At 70.7% G+C, this 17,451-nt stretch carries 14 protein-coding genes; 5 read left to right on the top strand and 9 right to left on the bottom strand.

Annotation, left to right across the window (positions count from 1 at the left end):
- Nucleotide 1 precedes the first annotated feature (1 nt).
- The 4 genes from ACFKCF_RS03595 to ACFKCF_RS03580 form a co-directional block, all read right to left on the bottom strand.
- Nucleotides 2-328, bottom strand: a complete 327-nt coding sequence (locus ACFKCF_RS03595) for a DUF5709 domain-containing protein (protein WP_394490537.1) — start codon at nucleotides 326-328, stop codon at nucleotides 2-4.
- A 33-nt stretch (nucleotides 329-361) separates the two neighbouring features.
- On the bottom strand, nucleotides 362-925 hold the full coding sequence (locus tag ACFKCF_RS03590) for a hemerythrin domain-containing protein (RefSeq protein ID WP_394490535.1): 564 nt from the start codon (nucleotides 923-925) through the stop codon (nucleotides 362-364).
- A 36-nt stretch (nucleotides 926-961) separates the two neighbouring features.
- Nucleotides 962-2,215, bottom strand: a complete 1,254-nt coding sequence (locus ACFKCF_RS03585; protein WP_394490533.1) for an MFS transporter — start codon at nucleotides 2,213-2,215, stop codon at nucleotides 962-964.
- 105 nt (nucleotides 2,216-2,320) lie between these two features.
- Nucleotides 2,321-4,054, bottom strand: coding sequence for an ABC transporter ATP-binding protein (locus ACFKCF_RS03580; RefSeq protein WP_394490531.1), 1,734 nt, complete (start codon nucleotides 4,052-4,054; stop codon nucleotides 2,321-2,323).
- Between the two features lie 70 nt (nucleotides 4,055-4,124).
- On the opposite strand from ACFKCF_RS03580, the gene ACFKCF_RS03575 reads away from it, so the two are divergent.
- Complete coding sequence (locus ACFKCF_RS03575; protein WP_394490529.1) at nucleotides 4,125-4,544, top strand: MarR family winged helix-turn-helix transcriptional regulator; 420 nt, start codon at nucleotides 4,125-4,127, stop codon at nucleotides 4,542-4,544.
- 116 nt (nucleotides 4,545-4,660) lie between these two features.
- Here ACFKCF_RS03575 and ACFKCF_RS03570 read toward each other — a convergent pair whose 3' ends face one another.
- A complete protein-coding gene (locus ACFKCF_RS03570; RefSeq protein ID WP_394490527.1) occupies nucleotides 4,661-5,677 on the bottom strand; it encodes an amidohydrolase family protein in 1,017 nt (338 codons plus the stop codon).
- A 108-nt stretch (nucleotides 5,678-5,785) separates the two neighbouring features.
- Nucleotides 5,786-6,943 carry a PucR family transcriptional regulator gene (locus tag ACFKCF_RS03565; RefSeq protein ID WP_394490525.1) on the bottom strand — a complete coding sequence of 386 codons (1,158 nt, stop codon included), beginning with the start codon at nucleotides 6,941-6,943 and terminating at the stop codon, nucleotides 5,786-5,788.
- A gap of 106 nt (nucleotides 6,944-7,049) precedes the next feature.
- Here ACFKCF_RS03565 and ACFKCF_RS03560 point away from each other — a divergent pair, with 106 nt between their 5' ends.
- Both ACFKCF_RS03560 and ACFKCF_RS03555 read left to right on the top strand, forming a co-directional pair.
- On the top strand, nucleotides 7,050-9,152 hold the full coding sequence (locus ACFKCF_RS03560; protein ID WP_394490523.1) for a M6 family metalloprotease domain-containing protein: 2,103 nt from the start codon (nucleotides 7,050-7,052) through the stop codon (nucleotides 9,150-9,152).
- 117 nt (nucleotides 9,153-9,269) lie between these two features.
- Nucleotides 9,270-11,750: an ATP-binding protein gene (locus tag ACFKCF_RS03555; RefSeq protein ID WP_394490521.1), complete on the top strand. Its 2,481-nt coding sequence runs from the start codon at nucleotides 9,270-9,272 to the stop codon at nucleotides 11,748-11,750.
- 9 nt (nucleotides 11,751-11,759) lie between these two features.
- On the opposite strand, the gene ACFKCF_RS03550 is transcribed toward ACFKCF_RS03555, so the two are convergent.
- Nucleotides 11,760-12,632, bottom strand: a complete 873-nt coding sequence (locus ACFKCF_RS03550) for a hypothetical protein (RefSeq protein WP_394490519.1) — start codon at nucleotides 12,630-12,632, stop codon at nucleotides 11,760-11,762.
- A 73-nt stretch (nucleotides 12,633-12,705) separates the two neighbouring features.
- Between ACFKCF_RS03550 and ACFKCF_RS03545 the strand changes: the two genes are divergently transcribed.
- Nucleotides 12,706-13,488, top strand: coding sequence for a tyrosine-protein phosphatase (locus tag ACFKCF_RS03545; RefSeq protein ID WP_394490517.1), 783 nt, complete (start codon nucleotides 12,706-12,708; stop codon nucleotides 13,486-13,488).
- A 172-nt stretch (nucleotides 13,489-13,660) separates the two neighbouring features.
- On the opposite strand, the gene ACFKCF_RS03540 is transcribed toward ACFKCF_RS03545, so the two are convergent.
- Nucleotides 13,661-14,701 carry a Gfo/Idh/MocA family oxidoreductase gene (locus ACFKCF_RS03540; protein WP_394490515.1) on the bottom strand — a complete coding sequence of 347 codons (1,041 nt, stop codon included), beginning with the start codon at nucleotides 14,699-14,701 and terminating at the stop codon, nucleotides 13,661-13,663.
- A 298-nt stretch (nucleotides 14,702-14,999) separates the two neighbouring features.
- A complete protein-coding gene (locus tag ACFKCF_RS03535) occupies nucleotides 15,000-15,899 on the bottom strand; it encodes a proteasome assembly chaperone family protein (protein ID WP_394490513.1) in 900 nt (299 codons plus the stop codon).
- A gap of 630 nt (nucleotides 15,900-16,529) precedes the next feature.
- On the opposite strand from ACFKCF_RS03535, the gene ACFKCF_RS03530 reads away from it, so the two are divergent.
- Nucleotides 16,530-17,450 carry a hypothetical protein gene (locus tag ACFKCF_RS03530; protein WP_394490511.1) on the top strand — a complete coding sequence of 307 codons (921 nt, stop codon included), beginning with the start codon at nucleotides 16,530-16,532 and terminating at the stop codon, nucleotides 17,448-17,450.
- Nucleotide 17,451: the final 1 nt, after the last annotated feature.

Here is a 17,451-nt window from a genome sequence, read left to right as displayed (position 1 = left end):
CTCACGCGAGGTTCTCGTCGGAGTCGATGCGGATGGCACGCTCCTCCGCCGACAGGTCGTTCCCGTCGTCGTCGCTCCACTCAACGGCGATCTCCTCGCCTTCCGTGTCGGGCGCCAGCCCTTCGTCCGGCTGGGTCAGCCGGTGCTTGGGGCGGGGCTCGTGGAGCCGGTCCCTGGCCTCGCGGCGAAGGCGTTCATCGAGGGTGTCCCGGCGCTGGGGGTCGTCTTCCTTGACCTCGTGGTAAAAACCGAGATCCTCGGTCCACTCCTCGAACTCGATCGCCTGTTCGTCACTGAAGCCGAACCGGTCAGGAGGTTTTTCGGTCATAAGGGGCCCCTACCCAGGACGCGGCCCGAAATCCTATGACTTGGCCTTGCTCAGAGCTTTGGCCAACTCTTCCTTGCCCATCTGCGACCGTCCGGGAATGTCGGCCTTCTTGGCCTTTTCGTACAGCTCGGCCTTGGTGGCGCCTTCCCGGGAGCCGACGGGGGCGGCCTGCTTGGGGACGCCGAGCGCCTTCAGCTCCTCCGCCCTGCGCTCCTTGAACGCCTTGCCGAGGTCCCGCAGCCCCTTCTCGCCGACCGACTTCGCCAGCGCGGGGAGGATTTTGCTCTCTTCTTCCTCGACGTGGTGATTGACGGACTCGATCAGCTTGTCCAGCGTCATGCGGAACTCGGGGGTGCCGGGCTCGGCCCGTACGAGCGCGTCGAGCAGGATCTCGGCCTCTTTGTGCTCCTCGACGCTGTGGTGGGCGTCGATGCCCGGATAGACCCGGTCCTCCTCGGCCCGGGCGTGCGCGATCAGGAGGGCGTGCAGCTCGGTCACGGTGGCCTTCTGGTTGCCCTGGCCCGTCCTGAGCCGTTCGAAGAGGGATTCCACGGTCCGATGGTCTTTGGTGATCAAGGTGATGACGTCGGTTGCCATGGGGGCCACCGCTACCCATGGGACTGGGATTCAGTCTCAGGCGTTCTCCAGGCCGGGGCGCATCCGTACCGCCTGCCTGAGCGTCCGGCCGGACAGCCGGGCCAGCCCGACGGCCGCGAGCAGCGCGGCCGCCACGCACGACACCCCGCCGATCTCCAGCGCGGCGCGCGGCCCGAGCGTGTCGCTGAGCCAGCCGAGCAGCGGCCCGCCGAGCGCGCCCGCCCCCGCGCTCACGATGGACAGCGCCGCGAGGACCCGGCCGCGCATCGGCTCGGGGGTGTCGAGCTGCGCGCGGGCCGAGACGGTGGTGTCGAGCGTCACCGCGCCGGCCGCGATCGGCAGCAGCACGGCCGCGAACGTCCACAGCTGCGGCATCAGCCCGCTCAGCGCCTGCGCCACGCCGGTCACGAACGCCGTGATCAGCAGCAGCCGGAGGGTGAGCTGGGGCCGGGCGGCCGCCAGGAAGCCGCCGACCACGGTGCCGACGGCGAAGACCGTGGACAGCAGGCCGTACCCGGGGGCGCCCGCGTCCAGGGGGCCGGCGCTCATGGCGGCCATGGTGACCTGGTAGTTGCGCCCCACGCTGCCCAGCACGAACCACAGGGCCAGCACGACGAGCAGCCACGGGGTGCGCAGCACGTACCGCAGGCCCTCGCGCACCGAACCTCCCCGCCGCTCGGAGGGCGTGAGGACGTGGAACTCCTCCCGGCGCATGGCCAGCACGGCCGCGACCACCACGAAGAAGCTGACGGCGTTGATCAGGAACAGCCCCTCGTTCCCCGTGAACGGCAGCAGCACGCCCGCCAGGCTCATGCCCAGGATGCGTCCCGCGGAGTTGAGGACCGAGCCGAGCGCCATCGCGTTCGGCAGGTCGGCGGGCGGCACCACCTCGGCGCCGAAGCGCCCGAGCGCGGGCCCGCCCAGCGCGTTGACCACGCCGCCGGCCAGCGCCACCCCGTAGATCGGCAGGACGGACTGGGCCCCGGTGACCGCGATCATCGCCAGCACGGCCGCGAGCGCGGCCTGCGCGAACTGTGCGGCGATCACGACCGGGCGGCTCGGCAGCCGGTCGGCCAGCGCGCCGCCCCACATGCCCAGCAGCAGCGTCGGCAGCGCCTGCATGACGAGGCTCAGCCCGACGCTGGTCGCCGAGCCGGTCAGCGTCAGGATGAGCCAGTTGACACCCAGCACCTGCATCCAGGTGCCGGTCACGGAGATGAGGTCCGCTCCCGCCCAGAGCCGGTAGTTGTGGTGCCGCAGCGCTCTGAACGTGGAGGAAGAGGGAGACAAAACGGGGGTCCTAGCCTTCGAGATTCACCGGGGGTGAAACGCGGTACTCGCAGGGGGAGATTCCGGTTCGACCAAAATGTGAGGCAGGACACGTCCGTTGCAGGTTTAAACGAGCTCGAGCGGATGATCCCTGCTCACCAGCGCCGCGTAGAGGCCGGCGCGGGCCATCAGCTCGTCGTGGGTGCCGCGCTCGACGATCTTCCCGCCGTCCAGCGCGACGATCTGGTCCGCGTCGCGGACCGTGGACAGGCGGTGCGCGATCGTGATGGTCGTACGGCCCCGCGCCAGCGCGTCGAGCGCCTCCTGCACGGCCCGCTCGGTCTGCGTGTCCAGCGCGCTGGTGGCCTCGTCGAGGACCAGCACCGGCGGGTTGCGCAGCAGCGTGCGCGCGATGGCCAGGCGCTGCTTCTCGCCACCGGAGAACCGGTAGCCGCGCTCGCCCACCAGAGTCTCGTAGCCGTCGGGCAGCGAGGCGATGTGGTCGTGGATGCGCGCGGCCCGCGCGGCCTCCTCCAGCTCCTCGTCGGTGGCCGACGGCCTGGCGAAGCGCAGGTTGTCGGCGATCGAGGCGTGGAAGAGGTAGGTCTCCTGCGAGACCACGCCGACCGCCTCGCTCAGCGTCTCGAACGTCAGCTCCCGCACGTCCACCCCGTCGATCGTGACCCGCCCGCCCGTGACGTCGTAGAGCCTGGGCAGCAGGTAGCTGAGCGTGGTCTTGCCCGAGCCGGTCTCGCCCACGATGGCCAGGCTGGTGCCCGCCGGGACCGTGAGGTCCACGCCGGTGAGGGTGGGGGTCTCGCCGTACGAGAAGTCGACGTCCTCGAAGCGGACCTCGCCGCGCACGTCCTTCAGCTCCCGCGGGCCGGGACGGATGTCCACCGGCAGGTCCAGATACTCGAAGATCCGCCCGAACAGCGCCAGCGAGGTCTGCACCTCGACGCCCAGCCGCAGCAGCGAGACCATCGGCCTGAACAGGCTGGTCTGCAGGGTCGTGAAGGCCACGAGCGTGCCGACCGAGATCGCGCCCGTGTGGCCGACGGCCCAGTAGATCAGCGCGGGCATGGCCGCCATGACGATCTGGATGGACGACTGCCGCCAGCGTCCCGCCATGCTCGTGCGCACGCCGAGGTCGGCCAGCTCGTCGGAGGCCCGGCCGAAGCGCTCGGTCAGCCCGTCGGAGCGGCCCATGGTGCGGCCGAGCAGGATGCCGCTGATCGACAGCGACTCCTGGACCATGGAGGCGATGCTCGCCAGCTTGCGCTGCCGCTCGTTGGTGATGCGCTTGCGCTCGGTGCCGACCCTGCGGCTGATCCACACGAACACCGGCATGAGCAGGAGCGAGACGACCGTCAGCCGCCAGTCGAGCGCGATCATGGCCACGATGGTGGCGATCACGGTGGTGAGGTTGGAGACGAGGGAGGAGGCGGTCGAGGTGACGACCGACTGCATGCCGCCGATGTCGTTGGCGATGCGCGACTGGACCTCGCCGGTCCGCGTGCGGGTGAAGAACGCCAGCGACATGCGCTGCAGGTGGCCGTAGACGGCGATGCGCAGGTCGTGCATCACCCGCTGGCCCACTGTGGTGGATATCAGCGTCTGCACCACGTCGAACACGCTGGTGGTGACCGCCACCGCGATCATGCCCAGGGCCAGCAGCGCGAGCAGGCCGGCGTCCCTGGCCGGGATGGCCACGTCCAGCACCTCGCGCAGCAGGAAGGGCGAGGCCAGCGACACCAGCGACGACAACAGGATGAGGGAGCCCACCAGGGCCAGGCGGCCGCGGTAGGGACGGAACAGCTTGATGATGCGCCCGAGGGGCGCGCGTGGTTCCTCCGCCAAGTGGCGCCTCCTTTCAGATGTCCACTCAAACAGAGGTTAACTCATATTTGTTCCGGCTAAACTTATCGACATGGGAGAAAAGGAGCTCGCCGAGCTCTTGCACCTCGTCAGCCGGCGGTTGCGGCGCGGGTACGTGGATCGGCTGGTGCCGCTGGGGCTCAACCCGGGGCAGGCGCGGGCCCTCCGGGCGCTCGCGGAGGCCCCGGAGCCGCTGCGGATGGTGCGGCTGGCCGACGAGCTGCGGATCGTGCCGCGCTCGCTCACGCCGGTGGTGGACGCGCTGGAGGAGGCCGGGCTGGCGCGCCGCGAGGTGGATCCCGCCAATCGCCGCTCCACGTTGGTGGTGATCACTCCTGAGGGGCGCCGGATGGCCGAGCGCGCCCGCGAGGCGCGCCGTGACGCGGGCCAGGTGCTGTTCGCGGCCCTGACGCAGGAGGAGCGCGACCAGCTCCGCGACCTGCTGGCCCTGGTGGAGTCCCAGTTCCGCTAGCGTTCAGGCCGCGTGGAGCAGGGGCCCGCGGTTCAGGTCGCGGGGAGCACGGTGTCGGCTTCAGGTCGCGGGGAGCACGGTGTCGGCTTCAGGTCGCGGGGAGCACGGTGTCGGCTTCAGGTCGCGGGGAGCACGGTGCCGCCGATGACGGTGGCGAGGCAGGGCGGCTGGGCCAGGAGCGCGGCGTACGGGTAGCGCCCGCGGGCGTCGAAGACGGCGAAGTCGGCGCGGGTCCCCGGGGCCAGCGACCCGATGCGCCCCTTGCCCCGGTGCATCCCCAGCGCCCGGGCCCCGCCCATGGTCGCGGCCGCCACCAGCCTGCCGTCCAGCCCCCGGGTCCGCAGCCCGAGCTCGCGGGCGTGCTGCCGGATGCCCCGCGCCACCCCGAGCACCCCGCCGGTCCGGCCGCCGCCGGCCCCCGTGCCGAGCGCGACGATGTTGCCCTCGTCGAACAGGGCCAGCATGTCGGGGGCGGGCGACGCGCAGACGGCCACCACGGTCTTGCGCAGCCGCAGCAGCTTGCGCTCCCCGGGATCCAGGGGCCGGGAGACCACCACGTGGCACAGCGGGCCCAGCACCCCCGCCTCGTCCAGCGCCGAGGGGGAGTGCCGGTCCAGGTCGACCAGCAGCCGTAGCCCGAACGTCCTGGCCAGCACCGCCACGTCCTCCAGCACCTGCGGGTCCGGCGTGTGCGCCGCGATCCCCACCGCGCAGGGCCGGTCGACCTCGCGGATCGCCGTGATCACCGCGTTCCGCCCGCGGGTCTCCCACTCCTCCTCGCTCGCGCTGGTCACCTCGACGTACGAGATGCCGGGCAACCCGGAGTGCTCGGCCAGGTCGGACACCACGCAGGCCCGCGCGGTCACCCCGGGTCCGGCGGCGAACCCAGGGGCGGACTCGGGAGCGGACCCAGGGGCGGACCCAAGGGTGGACGCGGCGGAGCGGGCGTCGACCAGCCCGGCCACGATCATCCCGGTCCACCGCGACTCCTCGGCGGCGGGAAAGGACGTGGTCACCGAGGCTCGCGTGCCCACCTCGACGACCCGGTCGCCCTTGAGCGCCACGGCCCCGTCGCGGATGGGATCGGCGCAGACGGGCAGCACGAGCGGGGCGGAATGGACCACGACGGGCATGGGCGCACGCCTGTTCAGGACCGGACCGGCACGCTTCGCAGACGGCATCGGCACTCCCGTCGGATCATCCCTTCAGGGCATTAAACGTGAGCCCTGTCAGGTTCGCAATTAAGACAAATTATGCGATTCTCTCGGTAGGTATCGACCGGAGAGCCGGGCGAGTTTCAGGCTCAGGTGCAGGGCGAGCCGCTCGCCCCCGTCCTTCAGGTCGGTACGGGCCAGCTCCTCCACCCGCTGCAGCCGGTAGTACAGGGACGTCCGGTGCAGCCGCAGCGCCCGCGAGGTGGCCACCGCGCTCCCGGCCAGGTCCAGGTAGGTCTCCAGCGTTTCCAGCAGCGGCAGGTACTGGGCGTCCGCCAGCAGTCCTTCCAGCCCCGGGTGCAGCTCCTGGTCGGGCAGCTGGGTGAGCATCCGGTAGACGCCGAGCCGCGCCCACTCGGCCGTGCGCCCGAGCCCGGGCACCCTTGAGGTCACCTCGGCCGCGTGCCTGGCCTCCCGGTACGACTGCGCCGCCTCCGCCAGCGCCGGCCTGGTCCGTCCCACCCCGACCACCACCGGCACCGGCATGGCGGCGTGCAGCTCGTCGGGGGAGACCGGCGGCCCGGCGGTCAGCAGCACGGCGTGGTCGTAGCGGACCAGGTGCAGCGGATGGTGACCGCTCAGCCGCCGCCGCAGTGCCAGCAGCCCCTGCTCCAGCCCCAGCCTGAGCGCCTCGTCCGGCTCGGCCCCGCGCGGCCTGGCCACCAGCACGGTCACCGGCTGCGCCTGCGGGAACGCGCCCGCTTCGATGAGCTGCCTGGCCGCGTCCCGCTCGCCCGCCAGCAGCCCGGTGACCGCCTCCAGCTCCCGGTGCGAGGCCAGCCCGCTGGCCAGGCTCTCGTGGAACAGGGCCAGCGCGAGCGCCGGGGCGGCGGTCATGGCCTCGGCGATCTCGGCGTCGGACATGGCCGGCTCCGCGTCGACGAACCACAGGAAGCCGAGCAGCGCGTCCGCGTGCCGTACCGGGACGCACACCCGAGGCAGCAGGCCGAAGTGCGGCGCGCCCGGGGTGCGCACGGGGCCGGTCGCCTCGTGCACGCCGGCGGCCCGGAACCACTGCCGCACCTCGGGCGTGGTGCTGCGGCGCAGGATCGAGTCGCGGCGGATGTCGTCCATGGCGCCGTTCTGCTCGCTGTAGGCGACGACGCGTTGCACGCGGTCCTCGAGCAGCAGGGGACGGCCGAGACGGGCGGCGAGCTCGTCCACGGTCCGCTGGAGATCCGCCACAACAACACCCTTACGTGGATATTTCAACAATTGTCGGAAAGCCGACTACGGTTCTTCCCTACAACTGATCGGTGATCTCCGTCAATATCGTCTATACCGTCAATCCGTGATTGCCCCGAAGAAGCTGCTGAAGGGTTTGCTGGCGGCCATCGTGCTGATCCCGGTGAGCCTCATGGCGACCCCTGCTTCCGCAGCACCCCCCACCGATCCCGAGTACGCGTGGCGGCAGAACCACTGGCCGCAGACGCAGCCCTGGCAGCGCGACGAATCCGCCGACGCCCAGGCCCTGCGCTCCCGCCCAGCCGGCGGCATCAAGCCGATTGATCCGCAGAACTGGGAGAATCCCGACAACATGACGTGGGCGGACTACAAACGGCCGCCTGGCACCAAGTGGAACGACCCCGCCGTCAAGGGGTCGAAGCGCACGTTCAAGGGCGCGCTCGTGCTGCTCGACTACCCGAACCAGCCGTTCGTGGTGACGCAGCCCAAGGGCTCGACGATCTACGCGAACCCGAGCGCCGAGGCCCACGACGTCCCGCGTGACCAGGTGGCCAAGTTCTACCAGGACTTCCTCAACACCCCGAACGACCTCAACAAGGGGCACACCATCCACGAGTACTGGATGGAGGACTCCGGCGGCAGGTACGGGGTGGAGCTGACCGGGTTCGGGCCCTACACGCTGTCGGGCAAGGACCACGAGTACGCGATGGAGTTCCAGGGCGGCACCGGCTGCCCGGCGGGCGACAACTGCACCAAGAACCTGCGTACCGAGGGCAACGCCGCCTGGATCGGCGCCGTCGGCGAGGAGGTGGCCAAGCAGTTCGACTTCGTCTTCTACCTGAGCGCCGGCCAGGACGAGTCGTCCACCTGGCAGGAGTTCGGGATGATGAAGTTCCCGACCAAGGAGGACGTGCCGGACGAGTGGGGCCCGCCGGACCCCGCGCTGCCCAACTGGGTGGACACCCGCTACGTCGACTGGACCTCGTGGCAGGCCGGCTCCAACTTCTGGCCGAACGCCCGCTTCGGCATCGACTCGGTGCAGGCCGAGAGCTCGGGCATGGCCGTCTACGCCCACGAGCTGAGCCACATCATGGGCATCGCCGACAACTACAACAACCCGTACGGCGTGCCGCCGCGCAGGGCGTACACGGGCGTCTGGGAGATGCTCAGCCGCGGCAGCTTCAACGGCCCCGGCGGCCCGCACTCCCGCTGGCTGATCCCGCCGACCGCCGGCGCGTCCATGGGCGCCCAGCACATGCTGCGCAACAAGATCAAGCTGGAGATGGTGGACGAGCAGAACGTCTTACGGCTCTCGCGCGAGGCGCTCGACGAGTCGGGCCTGGTCACCGCCAGGGTCGTGGCCCGCGCGATCCAGCCGGGCAAGAACGAGCTGTCCGGCGTCAACATCTCCTTCGACACCGGCGACAAGAGCCCCGCCTGCGACGTCACGACGAACCCGCTGTGTGACGGGGGCGGCTACGAGAACTACACGGTCGAGGTCGTGGACCGCGTGGGCACCGACTCCTTCACGCCCGACTCCGGCGTCCTGCTGGCCAAGACCAAGAACCAGGACCGGTCCCCGTTCGAGTGGGTGATCGACGCGAACCCGCAGGACATCGGCATGACCGACTACGTGCTGCCCGACGGGACGAAGGTGCCGATCACGGTCGGCGACTACCGCCAGCTCTCCGACGCCCTCTTCCACGCGGGCACGGACTCCGGCAGCGAGTACGAGTACGTCGACGAGGCCAACCGCCTGCACTTCTACGTCACCGACGTCAAGCGCGACCGCGCCGGCGAGCTGTCCTACACGGTCGCCATCCGCTCGCTCGACGGCGCGGGCCCGCAGAAGCGCGGCGTCAAGCTGCTCCCCTCGGCCGGCCTGCCCACCGGCAAGAACATCTCCACCTGCAAGTTCCCGCTGTTCAACACCGGCAAGGCGGCCCCGGCGCAGGGGCAGCACCCGGAGGACGTCAGCGCCTACCTGAACTCCGACGTCTACCGGCTCAAGGCCGAGATCCAGGGCAAGGGCTGGACCGCCCAGCTCCCGAACGCGCTGGACTCCGTCGCGTTCGGCAAGCAGGACCTCGTCACCGTGAACGCCGTGCGCGAGTCCGGGGGCGACCGCCTGGCCAGGGTCAAGCTCACCGCCACCTCGGAGAGCGACCCGAGCAAGACGGCGACGGCCACCTGTCACGTGATCGGCTGACAGATGAACGATGGGGTACGGCTGGCGCGAGCCGTACCCCATTGGCTTGAATTACCCCATAGGGGGTGCTCGTTGACAGGGGATCTACCTGACGAACCGCGTAAAAGACGCAGAAAGGTGCCATGGGCCGCGCCCGTCTCCGCGGGCCTCGCGGCCGCCGCCGCGAGCGTGCTGACCGCCTCCGTGGACTGGGAGCTCCCGCCGCTGGCCAAGGTCGCCGTGACCGGCGCGGCGGCCGTCCTCGTCGGGCTGACCACCTGGGCCACCACCGAGCCGCGCGAGCCCCGGCAGCAGGTGCTCCCCGCGCCCGGCACGCTCCCGCCCGACCAGTGGCCGCCGGTCCCCGAGCACTTCACCGGCCGCGCCGAGGCGCTGGCCGAGTTGCACGAGGTCTTCACCGAGCGCAGGAAGACCTCCGACCCCTCACCGCCCCTCGTGGTCTCCCTGTACGGCCGGGGCGGCGTCGGCAAGTCGGCGCTGATGACCAGGTTCGCGCACGAGCTGGCCGACTGGTTCCCCGATGGCAGGCTCTACGCCGACCTGCGCGGCGGCGTGGACGCCCCGGTGCGCCCCGACGAGGTGCTGATCGGGTTCCTGCGCGCGCTGGACGTGCGCCTGACCACCGACCCCGGCGGCCTGGACGAGTTACGCAAGCTCTGGCTGACCTGGACCAAGGGCCGCAGGATCCTCATCGGCCTGGACAACGCCCACGACGCCGCCCAGGTCAAGGCGCTGATCCCGGCCGAGCCCGGCTGCGCGGTGCTGGTCACCTCGCGCGCGCCGCTGTTCCTGAACGGCACCCATGACACGCGGCTGAGCGTGCTCAGCGAGGGGCACGGCGTGGAACTACTGGCCAGGCTGGCCGGCGGCGACCGGGTGGTCGACGACCTGGAGGCCGCCAAGGAGGTCGTGCGGCTGTGCGACTACCTGCCGCTGGCGATCAACATCTGCGGCGCCCGGCTGGCCACCCGCGAGCAGTGGACCATGCGCGACATGGCCGCCCGGCTGGCCGACACCCGCCGCCGCCTCGACCAGCTCGAAGTGGCCCCGACCGTGGACAAGAGCGTGCGCGCCTCCGTGCAGCTCAGCTACGACGACTGCACGGGCATGCAGCGCCGCCTGCTGCGCCTGCTCAGCGCGCTCACCGCACCCGACGTGCCCGGCTGGGTGGCCGGCGAGCTGCTCGACAGCTCCGGGCTCGACGGCGCCGACCAGCTCGAGGCCCTCATCGACGCCCAGCTCGCCGAGTGCTCGGGCACCGACCAGACCGGCACGATGCGTTACCGGCTGCACGACCTGGTCAGGGTGTTCGCCACGGAGCTGGCCGAGCAGGACGAGGCCGAGCGGCGCAGGGGCGCCATCGAGCGCGTGCTGCACGGCTACCGCCGCCGCGCCGAGGAGGCCGCGCAGAACCGCTGGCCGCAGGACTGGAGCAAGGGCGGCCGCCGCTCCGACACCGGCGGGCAGGTCCTGGCCGGTGACTGGCTCAACGCCGAGCGGCTGACGCTGCTCGCCATGATCCACCTGGCTCGCCAGCTCCGGCTGTGGGAGCTGACCTTGGGGCTGGCCAGGGCGTTCTGCTCTCTGTGCCACTCGCTGCGCGCGTACTGGGCCGACTGGGTGGCCGTCGCCGAGCTCGGCTGCCAGGCCGCCGAGCAGACCGGAGACCGGCGCGCACTGGCCATCGCGCTGCTCGACAGCGCCTCCGTGCACGGCGGCCTGGGCCTGCGGGAGCGGGCGCTGGAGGAGGCCGGGCGGGCGCTGGAGACGTTCGAGGAGCTGGGGGAGTCCTGGTGGGCGGCCAGGGCCATGCGCACGATCGGCATGACGCTGTTCAGCGACGGCCACCTGGACCGGGCGCAGGACTACCTCATCGGGGCCATCACCGCGTTCAAGGGCGAGGACGACCTGTGGTGGATGGCCCGCACCCAGCGCAACCTCGCCGAGATGCGCATGTCGGAACGCCGTCCCGACGAGGCCAGGGAGCTGCTGGAAGACGCCCTGGAGATCTTCAAGCGGAACGGCAACCGCTACTCCGAGGCCCAGACCCTGCGCGTCTACGGCGAGGTGCTGGCCGCGCAGGCGCGCGCCGAGTACCACGCGGGCGACCTCCGGCCGGCCGCCAACCTGTTCACCAGGGCCGGGTTCAGTCTCGACCGGGCCTCCGAGATGTTCAGGCAGCGCGGGGAGCTGTGGGAGGAGGCCCGCTGCCTGCGGGCCGCGGGGGAGGTCGGCGACCCCGACAACGGGCTGCGCGAGCTCGACTTCGTCCGGCGGGCCGAGCAGATCCTGGTCGCGCTGGGAGACTCGTGGGGGGTGGCCAGGACCGCCGTGTCGGCCGGGCGCGTCCTGGCGAGGCTGGGCCGGATCGAGGAGTCGGAGGGGGAGCTGCGGCGGGCGGTGCGGGGGTTCGAGGAGCTCGAGGACCGGTGGTGGATGGCCAGGAGCCTGCGCTACCTGGGGGAGGCGCACCTCGACGCGGGCGGCCGCGGGGCCGCGGTGGAGCCGCTGGAGCAGGCCAGGGACATCTACCGCAGCCTCGGCAATGAGGCCGGCATGCGACGTACCTTGGAGCTCCTCAGACGCGCCGACCCCTGAGCGGCCTGATCAGGGAAGAGGGGTCCTGATCAGCTCGCCCGCCGCCAGCCTGGCCTGGGCGATGCTCTCCTCGAACAGCTTGCGCATGTGCGCCGCCTGGTCGGCCAGCTCCCTGATGCGCTCGTGGGCCAGCTCGTCCCGCACGGTGTCGGCGATCAGCTGCTGGTACTCGGGGGTCTTGGCGGCCAGCGCCTCGAGCCGCCGGTGCGCGTGGTAGACCTTGTCCGCCTTTATCACCTGCTTGGCGTACTTCTCCAGGTGGCGGACCCGGTGCGACAGCGACGTCCAGGCGGCGTCCAGCGCGGTGGTGTAGGGCTTGAACGCGTCCTCCATGCCGGGCGGCAGCTCGCGGGGGACGATCTTGCCGTGCTCGGCGTGCATGGACGACAGCTTCCGCAACCGCTGGGCGATCTGCCAGACCTCCTCGGGCAGTGACACCCGGTTGTCGATGGTGTCGATCAGGCCGTCCCGGTGGACGCGGGAGCCCATGATCGCCTCGACCGCGTTCTGCGCCCTGCGCAGCAGCATCTGGCAGGGATAGTCCAGGTCCTCGGGGAGGATGAAGCGGTTGGCGTGAACCTGGGCGGCGCGGATCCGCCGCCTGGTCGAGCGGTAGGTGCCGTCCAACGCCATCCACCTGAACAGGACGATCAGCCCGAGCCCCACACCGGGGACCAGCAGGGCTGCCGTGCCGGTCGCAACGGCGATCACCATCAGGAAGGCCGGGATCACGAAGAGGAGGGCAGGGTTCTTCGTGGTGTCCACGCGCACACCGGATCGAGCCATGCGGAGGATGTGCGGGCTGGACCGCAGCTCGACCGAGACCTCCGGGTGCAGCGTTGGATCGATCACCAGCCGAGGAGGCAGACGTCGTGGATCCATACGTTAATGCTGCGTTATGAACCTCGAATCCGCTCATATTTGGCGGACATATAGGGTCGCAATAATGGATGAGATGACGAGGTGGATAGACCTGGAAGGCGCGGTCAACGCGCGTGACCTGGGCGGATTGCCTACTCGCGACGGTGGCCGCACCCGTCGCGGGCGCATCTTCCGCGCCGACAACCTGCAGGGACTCACGCCGGGTGACGTGGCGGTGCTGGTGGGTGAGCTGAATCTGCGGCACGTCGTGGACCTCCGCTCGAACGCGGAGGTCGCGTTGGAGGGGCCGGGGCCGCTCACCCTGGTGCCCGAGGTGCGCCACCACCACTTGACGCTGTTCGCGGAGGGCGGGACGCACACCGACGTCGAGGCCGACACCATCGACGCCGACCGGGTGCTGCCCTGGGCCGAGCGGGCGCTGGACGAGGAGCTGCGGGTGACCGGCTTCTACTTCGGCTACCTGCGCGACCGCCCGGACGCGGTGGTGGCGGCACTGCGCGCGATGTCGCTGGACGACGGGGCGGCGCTGGTGCACTGCGCGGCGGGCAAGGACCGCACCGGGGTGCTGTCGGCGCTGGCGCTGGAGGTGGCGGAGGCGACCCGCGAGGCGATCGTCGAGGACTACGTGGTGACGGGGGAGCGGCTGGAGCTGATCCTCAAGCGGCTGCGAAGCAGCGAGACGTACCGGGGGGACCTGGACTCGCGACCCGCGGATGATCACATGCCGCGGGCCCGGTACATCGAGCAGTTCTTCCAGGTGCTGGACGAGCGGTTCGGCGGGCCGATGGGCTGGCTGACCCGGCACGGCTGGACCGACGCCGACACAACCGCCCTGCGCGCCCGCCTCCGCGACTGACCCCCCACCGGCGGATCGGACGCCACCGCCGGTCGGTCGGACGCTGCCACCGCTGAGACGATGCTGGCCCGCCGCAGCGGCCGGACCGCCGCCGGACCTCTGCCGCCGGGACGACGTTGGGCGCCGCCCCGGGGGACCGGCCTGCCGCTCGCGGGGCGGGCGAGCGCGTGGGTCAGCCCAGGTGGGTGACGATGCGCTGGGTGGCAGACAGGTGGGCGGCCTCGATGACGGTCAGCGTGTCGATCACGCTGTCCGGGTCCACGGGTGGTGGCGCACCCTCGCGCAGTGCCGCCACCACCCCGCAGTAGAAGTCCAGGTACGCCCCCGGCTCCGTCCGCTCGGCACGATGGGCCTCCTCCGTGCCGAGCAGCCCCCAGCTCCCCTCGTCGTCCTCCCCGAACTCCGGCGCACCGGGCGACATCCCCGCCCGCAGCCGCTCCTCCTGAACGTCCATCCCGTACTTCACGAACCCGGCCAACGAGCCCAGCACCCGGAACCTGGGCCCTCGCCAGGCCGACACCGAGCTCATCCACAGATGCGACCGGGCCCCGCCCGCGTGCGTCAGCGCGATGAACGTGTCGTCGTCGGAGGCCACCCCCTCGCGCCGCACGTCGCTCTCGCAGTAGACCTCGCGTGCGGGACCGAGCAGTTGCAGGGCCTGGTCCACCAAGTGGCTGCCCAGGTCGTAGAGGAGCCCGCCGATCTCCTCCGTGCCCCCGGTCTCCCGCCAGCCGCCCTTGGGCACCGGCCGCCACCGCTCGAACCTCGACTCGAAGCGCAGCACCTCACCCAGCCGCCCCTCCTCGACCAGCCTGCGGACGGTGCGGAAGTCACCGTCCCAGCGCCGGTTCTGGAACACGGTCAGCATGAGCCCCCGCTCCTTGGCCAGCCGCACCAGCTCGCGGCCCTCCGCGGCGGTCCTGGCCAAAGGTTTGTCCACGACGACCGGCAGGCCGGCGGTGAGCGCGGCGGCGGCGGTGGCCACGTGGGTCCTGTTGGGGGAGGCGACCACGACGAGATCGCACCGGCCCCACAGCTCCTCCACGTCGGACACCGTGATCGCGCCGTACTTCTCGGCCACTTCGGCCTGGCGGGCGGGGTTGCCGGTCACGACGGCGGTCAGGGACAGGCCGGGGGTGGCGTGGATGAGAGGGGCGTGGAAATACGCTCCGGCGGTGCCGTAGCCGACCAGTCCGACCCGGATGTCAGTCATTTCCTCAGGCTATCGGGCAGGCCCGACGAGAGCCCTCAGACAGTGCCCGGCCGCCGCCCCGTTTCCGGGGGTGACGAGGGAGGGCCCCGCTGGGCCGGGTCCACGAATGCGGCCCTGTTTCCGAGGTCGTCAAGGCACCACCGAGACGGGTTCCCGAGGTCATCAAGGCACCACCCAGACGGCCCACGGGGCGGCGTGACGGCGGCCCGCCACGCGCGCCTGGTGAGCGTCACCCTGGACAGGCCCCGGGCACGTGCGGCGGGTGGTGCCGGCTTGGGCCACCGTAAAATATGGGCTTTTACTCGTCGTCACGCTCGGCGAGGAAGCGCTCGAACTGGGCGGCCAGCTCGTCGCCCGTGGGCATCGGGGTGGTCTCGGCCATCAGGTTCTCGCGGTCGGCGCCGCCCGCGAACGCGTCGTACTGCTGCTCCAGCCCCTTGATCGCGGTGGAGAGCTCGGTGGAGGCCTGGATCTGCTCCTCGATCTCCGTCGTCGTGCGGCGGGCCGCGTCGCGCAGCGCGTCCAGCGGGAACACCAGCCCCGTGCCCCGCGTCACCGCCTCCAGGCCGGTGACGGCGGCGGTCGGGTACTCGGCCTGCGCGAGATAGTGCGGTACGTGGATCGCGTACCCCAGCGCGTCGTGCCCCTGCGCCCCCAGCCGGAACTCCATCAGCGCCGCCACGCTCCCCGGCACCTGGACCCGTCCGAACGCGCTCGTCTGGGAGTTGATCAATTCGGGCCGGCTGGCGTGCATCGTGAGGCCGAGCGGCCGGGTGTGGGGGACCGCCATGGGGATGCCGTGGAGGGTCACGATCTTGCTCACCTTCAAGCGCTCCACCAGGTCCGACACGGCCTTGGTGAACAGCTCCCACTCCCGGTCGGGCTCGGGCCCGCTCATCACCAGGAACTGCGTTCCCGTCGCGTCCTTCGCGACATGAACGGCCAATTCCGGGCTCTCGCACTCCACCCATCGGTCGGTGTCGAAGGTCATGATGGGCCGGCGAGACCGGTAGTCGAGCAGCCGGTCCACGTCGAACGTCGCCACGACCCGGTGCTCCAGCTCGGCCAGCAGGTGGCCCAGCGCAAGGCGTCCGGCGGCGCCCGCGTCGACGAAGCCGTCGAAGTGGTACAGCAACACCGGATCGGGCAGCTCGGGCGCGTCGTCTGCGAGCTTGTAGAGATCCTTCGGGTCGAACACGGTTGGACAGCCTTTCCCTAGGTACTCTTCACCAGAACCTACGGCGGGTCGGAACGATTCCGCGCACGGCACCCTATCGAGGGTCAATGGGACACATCGCCAGGGACCCGAAGCCCGGGGTTCGCAACCGGGATGTTCGTCCTGGTCAGGATGGGTGCCGTCGGGTCGGCGGGGGTGTAGGTCGAGGTCGGCGCGCCGGTCGATGCGACCGACGGCAAAGGTGACACTTTGCTGGTGCTTGCGGCTTATTACGGTCACGCTGGGACCGTTCGCCTCCTTGTCACATGAGGCGCCGATTCTCGCCGGGTCTCGCGGCCTCGGTCTGACGCCGCTCGCCACAAAGAGGAGTCTGTCGTGGTCAGAGCGTTACCCAACGGGGAGGCGCTCGCCGTGCGGGTTCGCTGCAGGCTTTGGTCGGGGCGCCAATGTGGAAAATGACCAGTTTATCCAATGCTTCACGCAAAGCGATTCATAGTATGAAATAAGCACTAAAGGGCTCGAAGTTGCCGACTGTGGCCTTTCGTGCACTGCCTCGTCATGCTGGATGACGTGGCTACTTCTGCGCAAACATTTGGTAGGCGACCACTCCACATCCCTCCGCTGCCATGTCCGTTCCCGAACGAGATCAACGTGCATGCCACGGAGGTCGACGCGGAGAGTCACGCATGGCTGGCCGCCTCAAACATGCTCACTGGCGCCGAGGCGATCGAGCACTTCCGGCGCTCCCAAATCGGCCTGCTCGCGGCCCGGACCAACCCGACCGTGCCGCGTGACAGCCTCCGGTTGATCAACGACTGGTACAACTGGCTCTTCGCGTTCGACGACGCGTTCTGCGAGGGCGAGCTGATGGGACACCGGGCCTCCGCGCTGGCCCGCGCCCTGCCGCCGCTCCTGGAGATCCTCGACGGACGCCGGAAGCCGGACGCCGACGACCCGTTCGGCCTCGCCCTCAACGAGCTCCTGCACCGGATCTCCGAAGCCGCCACCCCCGCACAGGTGGACCGGTGGCGGATCACGGTGAAGGAGTACCTGTTCGCCCAGATCTGGGAGGCGGCGAACCGCGAGGTCGACCTGATCCCCAACCCTGAGGACTACGTGCTGATGCGTCGCATCACGGGGGCCACGTACACCTGCTTCGCGCTCATCGACGCAGGCGGCGGCTACCGGCTCGAGGCCGAGGAATGGCATCATCCCGACGTGCGCGCGCTGTCCGACCTGGCGTGCGACCTCATCGGCTGGGACAACGACCTGCTCTCGTACGCCAAGGAACGGGGGAACGACAAGGCCCGGCACAACCTCGTCACCGTGCTGGCCACGCACAAGTCCCTTTCCCTCCAGAACGCGTTGCGCGGGGTCGCGCAGATGCACAACGACGCGATCGCCGCGTTCATCGAGCGGCGCGCGGCGCTGGAGCACTGGGCGTCGCTGCCGGTCCGCAAGTACGTACGGGGGCTCGAACACTGGGTGCGCGGGCACATCGAGTTCTCCCTCGGCAGCGCACGTTACGTCCACGCCTGGCCCGACGACACCCGCTGGCCCCAGGCGGTCTGAG

Origin of the sequence: Nonomuraea sp. JJY05 (assembly GCF_043496855.1) — a bacterium.
Classification (GTDB): domain Bacteria; phylum Actinomycetota; class Actinomycetes; order Streptosporangiales; family Streptosporangiaceae; genus Nonomuraea.
Note: the sequence above shows the minus strand (reverse complement) of the source record. Positions and strands in the feature narration are given on the sequence as shown.

Coding starts and splice junctions, on each gene's coding strand:
- ACFKCF_RS03595 (WP_394490537.1), bottom strand. CDS start 328: ATGACCGAAAAACCTCCTGACCGGTTCGGCTTCAGTGACGAACAGGCG.
- ACFKCF_RS03590 (WP_394490535.1), bottom strand. CDS start 925: ATGGCAACCGACGTCATCACCTTGATCACCAAAGACCATCGGACCGTG.
- ACFKCF_RS03575 (WP_394490529.1), top strand. CDS start 4,125: ATGGGAGAAAAGGAGCTCGCCGAGCTCTTGCACCTCGTCAGCCGGCGG.
- ACFKCF_RS03570 (WP_394490527.1), bottom strand. CDS start 5,677: ATGCCCGTCGTGGTCCATTCCGCCCCGCTCGTGCTGCCCGTCTGCGCC.
- ACFKCF_RS03550 (WP_394490519.1), bottom strand. CDS start 12,632: ATGGATCCACGACGTCTGCCTCCTCGGCTGGTGATCGATCCAACGCTG.
- ACFKCF_RS03545 (WP_394490517.1), top strand. CDS start 12,706: ATGACGAGGTGGATAGACCTGGAAGGCGCGGTCAACGCGCGTGACCTG.
- ACFKCF_RS03540 (WP_394490515.1), bottom strand. CDS start 14,701: ATGACTGACATCCGGGTCGGACTGGTCGGCTACGGCACCGCCGGAGCG.